9 protein-coding genes are annotated in these 9,380 nt (G+C 67.4%); 5 read left to right on the plus strand and 4 right to left on the minus strand.

Annotated elements, in window-relative coordinates:
• Positions 1 to 90: 90 nt before the first annotated feature.
• Entirely contained in the window at positions 91 to 1,011 is a 921-nt protein-coding gene (locus tag NFX52_RS17550) for a phosphoribosylaminoimidazolesuccinocarboxamide synthase (protein WP_055395441.1), read from the plus strand.
• 186 nt (positions 1,012 to 1,197) lie between these two features.
• On the opposite strand, the gene trxA is transcribed toward NFX52_RS17550, so the two are convergent.
• Complete coding sequence (trxA, locus tag NFX52_RS17555) at positions 1,198 to 2,106, minus strand: thioredoxin (RefSeq protein ID WP_055395443.1); 909 nt, start codon at positions 2,104 to 2,106, stop codon at positions 1,198 to 1,200.
• A 157-nt stretch (positions 2,107 to 2,263) separates the two neighbouring features.
• Between trxA and purE the strand changes: the two genes are divergently transcribed.
• The 4 genes from purE (at position 2,264) to NFX52_RS17575 (ending at position 6,125) form a co-directional block, all read left to right on the plus strand.
• Complete coding sequence (gene purE, locus NFX52_RS17560; protein WP_055395445.1) at positions 2,264 to 2,758, plus strand: 5-(carboxyamino)imidazole ribonucleotide mutase; 495 nt, start codon at positions 2,264 to 2,266, stop codon at positions 2,756 to 2,758.
• Positions 2,755 to 3,930, plus strand: coding sequence for a 5-(carboxyamino)imidazole ribonucleotide synthase (locus tag NFX52_RS17565; RefSeq protein ID WP_252635752.1), 1,176 nt, complete (start codon positions 2,755 to 2,757; stop codon positions 3,928 to 3,930). The genes purE and NFX52_RS17565 overlap by 4 nt, the downstream gene beginning before the upstream one ends.
• A 2-nt stretch (positions 3,931 to 3,932) precedes the next feature.
• Positions 3,933 to 4,949, plus strand: coding sequence for an L-threonylcarbamoyladenylate synthase (locus NFX52_RS17570; protein WP_055395449.1), 1,017 nt, complete (start codon positions 3,933 to 3,935; stop codon positions 4,947 to 4,949).
• A 222-nt stretch (positions 4,950 to 5,171) separates the two neighbouring features.
• Entirely contained in the window at positions 5,172 to 6,125 is a 954-nt protein-coding gene (locus tag NFX52_RS17575) for an SGNH/GDSL hydrolase family protein (RefSeq protein WP_055395451.1), read from the plus strand.
• A 123-nt stretch (positions 6,126 to 6,248) separates the two neighbouring features.
• Here NFX52_RS17575 and NFX52_RS17580 read toward each other — a convergent pair whose 3' ends face one another.
• The 3 genes from NFX52_RS17580 to dacB form a co-directional block, all read right to left on the minus strand.
• Positions 6,249 to 7,547, minus strand: coding sequence for a lipase family protein (locus NFX52_RS17580; RefSeq protein ID WP_055395453.1), 1,299 nt, complete (start codon positions 7,545 to 7,547; stop codon positions 6,249 to 6,251).
• A 131-nt stretch (positions 7,548 to 7,678) separates the two neighbouring features.
• A complete protein-coding gene (locus NFX52_RS17585; protein WP_055395455.1) occupies positions 7,679 to 7,948 on the minus strand; it encodes a SemiSWEET transporter in 270 nt (89 codons plus the stop codon).
• Between the two features lie 50 nt (positions 7,949 to 7,998).
• Positions 7,999 to 9,380 (minus strand): D-alanyl-D-alanine carboxypeptidase/D-alanyl-D-alanine endopeptidase (gene dacB / locus NFX52_RS17590; RefSeq protein WP_252635753.1); only part of this gene is annotated, 1,382 nt, incomplete at its 5' end.

Raw genomic sequence — 9,380 nt, forward strand, 5'->3', positions numbered from 1 at the left:
GCACGCACTTGAAGACTTCACCAGCTCCCGCGCTTCACTCCCCGTTTTGCGGCCTGCCTGCAGCGCACATCGATCGCCCACACCGACACCATGACCCAGCCCAGCTCCAACGCCCTGCACACCTCCGCCCTGACATCGCTGCCCCTGCTGGCACGCGGCAAGGTGCGCGACAACTACGCCGTGGGCGACGACCGCATCCTGATGGTGGCCAGCGACCGCCTGTCGGCCTTTGACGTGATCATGGGCGAGCCCATCCCGGGCAAGGGCGAGTTGCTCACGCAGATGGCGCTGTTCTGGTTCGACAAGCTCGGGGATATCTGCCCCAACCACCTGACGGGCGACGCGCCGGAAAGTGTGGTGTCTCCGGAAGAAGCCCCGCAGATCCGTGGCCGGTCCATGCTGGTGCAGCGGCTGCAGCCCATTCCAGTCGAAGCCGTGGTGCGCGGCTACCTGGCCGGCAGCGGCTGGAAGGAATACCAGGAATCACGCGCGGTGTGCGGGGTACCCCTGCCAGAAGGGCTGACCAACGCCGCCAAGCTGCCCGAGCCCATCTACACCCCGGCCGCCAAGGCCGCTGCGGGCGAGCACGACGAAAACATCACGTTCGAGCGCACGGTGGAGATGATTGGCCTTCAGCTCGCCACCCGCATCCGCGACCTGAGCATTGCGATCTACAAGGCTGCTGCCGACATCGCGCTCACCAAAGGCATGATCATTGCCGACACGAAATTCGAGTTTGGACTGGCGCCCGATGGCACGCTGGTGCTGATGGACGAAGTGCTCACACCCGACAGCTCGCGCTACTGGCCCGTGGAAGGCTATGAAGCGGCTCTCGCTGCCGGCCAAAACCCGCCGAGCTACGACAAGCAGTTCGTGCGCGACTGGCTGGAGCAAGCCCAGGTGAACGGCAAGCCCTGGGACAAGACCGCGCCCGCCCCCCGCCTGCCGCGCGAAGTGATCGAAAAGACCGCCGCCAAGTACCGCGAGGCGCTGGAGCGTTTGGTCGGTTAAACGGCGACCTGCTTAAAAAACACAAAGGGCTCCCAACCGGGAGCCTTTTCTTTTCCGCCCATCGCACGATGCAGTCGCAACTGGCACGGTGCAGGCCAGCGGCCACCGTGCAAGGGCCGCCCCGCCGCACTGGCGGTATCCCCCTTCCAGGGGGAAGGCGCAAAGCGCCTCAGGGGGTAGCCTGTTCTAGCTCAGCACCACGCTCGACAAACGGCGGCGGTAAGTAGCCACCACCGGGTCGTCGGGAGGGATCTGGCCGTCGGCTACCTTCACCTTGGGCGGCTCGATGATTTCAAGGATGGCCACATAGGTCTTGCGGGCGGCCTCTTCGCCCCAGGCCTTGTCGCGCATGAGGATTTCGAGCAGTTCGTCCATGGCGTCCGTCCAGCGCTGGTCAGCCATGAACCAGCGGGCGCGGGCGTAGCGGGTGTCAAAGTCGCGCTTGTTGGCGGTGATTTTTGCATCAAAATCGGCACCAGCGCTTTCCCCATAAGCGTTAAAAGCTACAAAATCAATAGCATCCATCCAGGCTTTCAACGCACCCAGCTTGCGTGAGGCTGCGGCCTTGGCGATGACGGGGGCAAAGGCGACCTTGGCGTCGTCCTCGCGGCGCAGTTGCAGCAGTAGCTTGACGTAGTCGAAGCGTGCGTCGTCATTGGAAGGATCGGTCACCACGGCGTGCTGCAGCTTCTCCAGCGCGGTGCTGGTGTCGCCTTCGGCCAGGGCGTCCTGGGCTTCTTCTTCCTCGATTTCCGCCACCAGTTCTTCGGCGGTGGGTATGTGCTTGTCCAGGAAGGCGCGCACCTGGCCTTCGGGCAGGGCGCCCATGAAACCGTCCACGGGCTGGCCATTCATGAGCAGCACGCAGGTGGGAATGCTGCGGATGCCGAACATGCCCGCCAACTGCTGCTCCTGGTCCGAGTCGATCTTGACCAGCTTGAAGCGGCCCGCGTAGTCGGTCTCCAGCTTTTCCAGCACCGGCCCCAGCGACTTGCAGGGGCCACACCAGGGCGCCCAGAAGTCCACCAGCACGGGCACGTTCATCGAGGCAGCAACCACCTCGGCTTCAAAATTTTCTACGGTGACGTCAATCATGGCGGTGTGGAGGCCAGGGGCCTGTGGAGCGGTTTGCGCGCTATTTTGGCCCATCGAAACAGCCCCATGCCGGGAAGGGAGGCGCAAAAAGTAAAATCGCGGGTTCCACCTACAGCGGCAGAGCAGGCGCAACCTGCCCGCCAGCGCCCTCCACACCATGAAACCCATCCAGATCGGCGTGGTCATGGGTTCCAGCAGCGACTGGGACACCATGCAGCATGCAGTGCAGATTCTTGAACAGTTCGGCATCGCGCACGAGGCCCGCGTGGTCTCGGCCCACCGCATGCCCGACGACATGTTTGCCTACGCCGAGGCCGCCGCGGGCCGGGGCCTCAAAGCCATCATCGCGGGCGCCGGTGGCGCCGCCCATCTGCCCGGCATGATTGCCGCCAAGACCACCGTGCCCGTGCTGGGCGTGCCCGTGGCCAGCCGCCACCTGCAGGGTGTGGATTCGCTGCACAGCATCGTGCAGATGCCCAAGGGCATCCCCGTGGCCACGTTCGCCATCGGCACGGCGGGCGCCGCCAATGCGGCCCTTTTCGCCGTGGCCCTGCTGGCCAACGAAAGCCCCGAACTGCGCCAGCGCCTGGAAGCCTTTCGCGCCGAGCAGACGGAAGTGGCCCGCAACATGACCTTGCCGCCTGCTGCATGAGCGCCGACAACACTTTGGCACCGCTGCTGCCTGGCGCCACGCTGGGCGTGCTCGGCGGCGGCCAGCTGGGCCGCATGTTTGTGCACCAGGCGCAGGGCATGGGCTACTTCACTGCCGTGCTCGATGCCGACCCCACCAGCCCCGCGAGGCTGGTAAGCCACCACCACATCCAGACGGGTTATGAAGACCCGCAAGGCCTGGCCGAGCTGGCCCGCCTGTCGGATGCTGTGACCACCGAGTTCGAAAACGTACCCGCTGCCGCGCTGGCTGCACTGGCTGCGCAACGCCCCGTGTCGCCTGCCGCCAGCGCTGTATCGGTGGCGCAGGACAGGGCCCGCGAAAAGGCCCACTTTGTGGCCTGCGGCGTGCCCTGTGCGCCGTATGCGGTGATCGAAACGGCGGAGCAACTGGCAGCAGTTTCTTCTGATCTGTTACCAGGCATCCTGAAGACGGCCCGCATGGGCTACGACGGCAAGGGCCAGGTGCGCGTGAAGACGCCCGCCGAGCTGGCCGCTGCCTGGGACTCTGTCGGCAAGGTGCCCTGCGTGCTGGAGAAGATGCTGCCGCTGGCGCTGGAATGCTCGGTAATCGTGGCGCGCGGCGCCGACGGTGGCACCGTGCACCTGCCCGTGCAGCGCAACCTGCACCGCGACGGGATTCTGGCGGTGACGGAGGTTTTTGAACAAAATCTGCCTCCAGCGCTTGCCCAGCAAGCGGTAGCAGCTGCAGTTTCGATAGCAAATGGTTTGCAATACGTCGGCGTGCTCTGCGTGGAGTTCTTTGTGCTGCAGGACGGCAGCCTGGTGGTGAACGAGATCGCCCCGCGCCCACACAACAGCGGCCACTACAGCCAGAACGCCTGCGATGTGTCGCAGTTCGAGCTGCAGGTACGCACCGTGGCCCGCCTGCCGCTCACGCAGCCACGCCAGCACAGCCCCGCCGTAATGCTCAACCTGCTGGGCGACCTGTGGTTTGCGCACGGCGACGCCGCGCAGACGCCCCCCTGGGCCGAGGTGCTGGCCCTGCCCGGCACGCACCTGCACCTGTATGGCAAGCGCGACGCCAAACGCGGCCGCAAGATGGGGCATCTCAACATCACCGCAGCCACCCCCGAAGCAGCACGTGCCACTGCCCTGCAGGCGGCGGCCCTGCTGGGCATCGCACCGTTCTGACCATGATTCTTGACGGCACCCAGCCAGCATCCATCGCCGCCGCAGCGCGGGCCGTGCGCAGCGGCGCGCTGCTCGGCCTGCCCACTGAGACGGTGTACGGCCTGGCGGCCGACGCCAGCAGCGATGCCGCCGTGGCGCAGATCTTTGCGGCCAAGGGGCGCCCCAGCGACCACCCCCTGATCGTGCATGTGGCCAATGCCGAGGGCATTGCGCACTTCGCCAGCGAGGTGCCGGGCTTTGCGCAGAAGCTGGTCGATGCCTTCTGGCCCGGCCCGCTCACGCTCATTCTGCCGCGCCTGCCCGGCGTGGCCAGCGCCGCCACGGGCGGGCAGGACAGCGTGGGCCTGCGCTGCCCCGCCCACCCCGTGGCCCATGCCCTGCTGCTGGCCTGCGCCGCGCCGGGCGACAGCGAAGCCCAGGACGGCCCGCCCGTGTGGGGCGTGGCAGCCCCCAGCGCCAACCGCTTTGGCCGCGTGAGCCCCACCACCGCCCGGCACGTGCAGGACGAGCTGGGCGCCGAGCTGCTGGTGCTCGACGGCGGCCCGTGCGAAGTGGGCATCGAAAGCACCATCGTGGACTGCACGCGCGGCGTGCCCGTGCTGCTGCGCCCCGGCGCCATCACGCGCGAGCAGATCCGGGCGGCCTGCGGCATTGCGCCGCTGTCCAAGGACGACATGCCCGCGCTCACGCCCCGCGCCTCGGGCACGCTCGAAGCGCACTACGCGCCCGCCGCCAAGGTGCGGCTGATGGACGCCAAGGCGCTGCAGACCGGCCTGGACCTTCTGGGCGCCGACGCCGCCCACATCGCGGTCTATGCCCGTGCTGCGCTGCGCACCCAATCGTCCAAGCTCGTCATGCGCCGCATGCCCGACGACGCCAGCGCCACGGCCCAGCAGCTGTTTGCGGTGCTGCGCGGCTTTGACGACGATGGCGTGAAACTGATCTGGATCGAGACCCCGCCCACCAGCCCCGAGTGGGAAGGTGTGCGCGACCGCCTGCAGCGTGCGTCTGCAGCATGAGACTCCCCCCTGAGGCGCAGCGCGCCTTCCCCCCTCTCTCGCGCTGCGCGCGGGAGGGGAGACACCGCCAGCGCGGCGGGGCGGCCCTTGCGCGGCGGCCGCCGGTCTGGGCCATGCCAACACATCCGCAGCGCCCACAATGCGCAGGCACGCACGAGGCAGCCGCTTTACATGCGTTGACGCAGCACCGCTAAACTACCCCCCACTTTTCTGGAGAAATACATGGCAGCAAATTGGATGCGCCGCACCGTACTGGTCGCCGCATGTGCGTCGGCCGCGTTGCTCGCGGCCTGCGGTTCCAGCACCACCGAATCGGCCATCGCGCCCGAGCGCTTCATCGCGTTTGGCGACGCCAACAGCGATGTGGGGCAAAAAGGAACGCGCTATACCGTCAACGACGGCAGTGTGAACAACTGGACCCTGCAGGTGGCCGCCAACTACGGCAAGCCCCTTGCGGCCGCCTCTGCGGGTGGCAAGAGCTATGCCGTAGGCAATGCCCGCGTGAAGATCAAGCCCGACGCAGCCGGCAACGCCAGCACCCCCACCATCACCGAGCAGATCGACACCTTTTTGGCCAGTGGCAGCTTTGGCGCCAGTGACGTGGTGTTTCTGAGCGGCGGCATCAGCGACGTGATCGCCGGCATGGCCGCCGTGCAGGCCGGCACCCAGACCGAGGCCGCCATGGTGGCCGCAGCCCGCCAGGCGGGTGAAGACATGGCCGCGCAAGTGCGTCGCCTGGTCGCCGCAGGCGCCAAATATGTGGTCGTGACGGGAACCTACGACCTGAGCAAGACCCCCTGGGCCAAGACCATTGGCCGCGAAGCCCTGTTGGCTGACGCCAGCAGCCGCTTCAACGACGGCCTGCTCGTGGGCATCGTGGACCTGGGTGCCAACGCGCTGTATGTGGACCTGGCCTACTACGTGAACCTGTACACCGGCGTACCCGCCAACTACGGTTTCAACAACGCCACCACGGCCGTGTGCACCTCGGTGGATGCCACCAACGGCATCGGCATCGGCGCGGGACAGGTCAACTCTGCCCTGTGCACCGCCTCCACGCTGCTGCCAGGCGCCAGCCAGACCTCCTACGTGTTTGCCGACCCGGTTTACCTCACGCCCTCGGCGCAACGCCAGTTCGGCACCTACGCTTACGACCGCCTGCGCGCCCGCTGGTAAGGGGCTGCTGACTCGCCCCCAGCCGCCGCGGAGCCTGCTGCTGTGCAGGGGCAGCGGCCCACAAAAAAGCCGACCCTTGGGTCGGCTTTTTGCTGTACGGCATGCCACGGCATGCCGACCGGCTTACTTGACCATCTCGAACACAGCGCGCGCCTGGGCGTGGCAGAACGGGGGTTCATAGGTGCCGTGGTAGGCGCCGTAGTAGGTGGCAAACGCGGCCGATGCGGGGTCGGTGGGGGCTTGGCCACCCGGGCCAAAGGTGGCCTGGATGGCGGCATCGACGTCGACCGAGGTCACATTGGTCAGGCCCCGGCTGTCGAAGTCGGCCTTCATCACGCGCTGGTGAATGGCAGGCGGCACTGTGGGGTCACCCGCGCCGCCGCACAGCAGCACGCGGGCCTTGGGGCTCCAGCCCAGCAAGTCGTTCTTCTTGGCCGTCAGGAACAGGGGGTGGGTGGTGCTGGTCTGGGAGCCCGTGATGAATTCAGGCTGAAACAGGGCGGCCCGCGCCTGGTTGGGCGTACCTGCGGGCAATGTGCCTGAGGTGAGCAGCGTGGTGAAGTTCAGCGTGGGGTTGGGCAGCAGGTTTTCGATGTAGCCCGAGTACGGTGCCTTGAAGACCTGCTTGACGTCCGTGTAAACGTCGCCATAGACCTTCTGCCAGGCCGTCACCAGATACGGCACGAAGAACTGCACCCCGGCAATCGCATCCGGAATGCGCAGCGAGCCCGACAGGTTGTAGGGGCCCGCCAGGTGGGCACCTGCGACCACATTGAATTCGCTGCCGTAGTCGCGTTCCGCAGCGCGGTGCGCGGCCATCGACGAGTGCCCGCCCTGCGAGTAGCCCGTGAACATGACCTTGCCCGACAGATTGGCCCCTACGGTGCCCGCTGCGTTGCGTGCGGCACGCACCGAGTCGATGACCGTGGTGGCTTCCGAGTCGGCATGCAGGTAGGGGTGGTAGCTGTAGCCCGACTTGGCAAAACCCAGGTAGTCGGTGGCCACCACGGCATAACCCTGGGCGGCGTACATGGCGGCGAGCAGGAAGGTTTCGCTGTCCTGCGGGTTGGCCAGGGTGCGGGGCTTTTGCACATCGGTGCCCTTGGCGTAGGCAATCAGCGGTGCGGCCGTGCTGCAGCTGCCTGCGGGCACCAGCATCACGCCCGAGGCGTTGGTGTTCTCTCCGGCCTTGGCGCCCAAGGTGGCGTAGTTGAGTGCCACCACCTTGACATCACACTTCGCCTTGCCCGTGATGGCCTGCAGGCCGCTGCTGGAGGTGCCTGCGTCGATCTGCGCGGCCGTCAGCGTGGTCATCACGGCAGGGGGGTCGATCAGCGAGCCACGGTCTGGATCGTCAGAGCCACCGCAGGCGACAAGCAGCACCGCAGCAGCGGCAACACAGGTAAGGCGGAAATACTTCATGGATGGATACCTCAGGTCAAGAAACAACGACGCATCGTGCGCGCACCTGCACTGCACCATCCATAGGGGATAACGCGGACCGAACCAGCGGGCAGACGCCTAGGTGACAGCAGCCCGCCAGCAGCGGCCGCTCAACGATGGCCGCGCGCCCCGTAGACCAGCTTCATCCCCAGGATCGTCCCCGCCAGCGCGAGCGTGATGGCGTTGGCCACCACGATGGGCCACGCCGCGAGGACGACGCCATACACCAGCCACAGCGCCACCCCCGCCGTGAACACGCTGTACATGCCCAGAGAGATGCCCCGGACATCGCGCGTGCGGAAGGTGTGCAGGGCCTGCGGAACGAAGCTGCAGGTGGTCAGGAAGGCGGCAACGTAGCCGATCAGCTCGGTGGTGGACATGGGGGGAGGCGGGTGACTGCGCGGCGGATGGCTGCGCGAGTGCGCATTATTCACTGGTCGCGCGCGGTCCAGTCGATCAGGCTGTCGAGCACGGGCCGTGCAGCGCCAGCATTGGCATGGTTGACCACGGCCACCAGCACATACCGCCGCCCGCTGGCCGCGTGCACGTAACCGGCCACGGCCATCACATCGCGCAGGCTGCCCGTCTTGAGGTGGGCCGTGCCCGCACGGCTCTGGCTGCGGCGCAGCGTGCCGTCCACCCCGGAGATGGGCAGCGACGCCACCAGCTCCGGCATCACGGGCGATACCCAGGCCACCTGCAGCATGCGCGCCAGGGCCAGGGCCGTCAGGCGGGCATCGCGGCTCAGGCCTGCGCCGTTGTCGGCCTGGGGCAGCTCAGCGTCGCCGATGCGCGCAAGCCACCACTGGCGCAGCGCCTCGCGCGCACCGTCGAAGGTGGCCACGCCGTTTTTCTGCAATGCCAGCGTCAGGAACACCTGCTGCGCCATCACGTTGTTGCTGTACTTGTTCACATCACGCACCACCTCGGACAGCGCGGGCGAGGTGACGGTAAAGGCAGGCTTCAGGCCAGGCGGCACCTTGCCCTCGCGCACGCTGCCCGTGAGCTTGCCCCCCAGTTCGCGCCACATGCCCTCCACCGCACGCGCCGCAAAGCCGCGTGGGTCGGCCGCCGCCACGGGCCAGACGCGCTCGCCACATGCCGCGGGGTACACGCCCTGAAAGCTCACCTTGGCAGGGTCGGCCAGCTCCGCCCGCAAGGCACCACGCCAGTCGCCACACTCGGTGCCCGGCGCGGCCAGCGCCACGGTGGCCTGGCGCTGCACACCCGCCAATGGCGGGTCGTACTGGATGCGCGCAAGGCCTGCCACCGCATCGGGCACAAAGGTCATCACCGACGATTTGTAGTTGAGCAGCAGCGCGTCGGGCGCGGCGTTGTAGGGGCGCAGGGGCTCACCGTCAAAACGTGCCGGGTCGTGATCGGGCACCTCAAAGGCGGCGCGGTCGAGCACGATGTCGCCCACGATGACCTGGATACCCTGGCCCTGCAGGCGGCGCATCAGCAGCCACAGGCGCTCCATGACCAGCTTGGGGTCTCCCTGGCCCTGGATGTAGACGTTGCCCCGCAGGCTGCCGTCCTGCACCGTGCCCTGCAGATAGACCGGGGTGTTCCACACATAGGCGGGGCCCAGTTGCTCCAGCGCGGCGTAAGTGGTCACCAGCTTCATCACCGACGCCGGGTTCACCGGCGACTGCGCACGGTGCGCCAGGCGCACAGGCGAAGTCTTGCCGCCCTGGGCATCCACCACCATCACCGACAGGGCCTCGCGCGGCACCCTGGCGCGGGCCAGGGCGGCTTCGACCTCGGGGGGCAGCGGGGTGGCGGGCGCCGCCGCCTGGGCCTGGGCCGTGT

The organism is Acidovorax facilis (assembly GCF_023913775.1).
GTDB classification, from domain to species: domain Bacteria; phylum Pseudomonadota; class Gammaproteobacteria; order Burkholderiales; family Burkholderiaceae_C; genus Acidovorax; species Acidovorax facilis.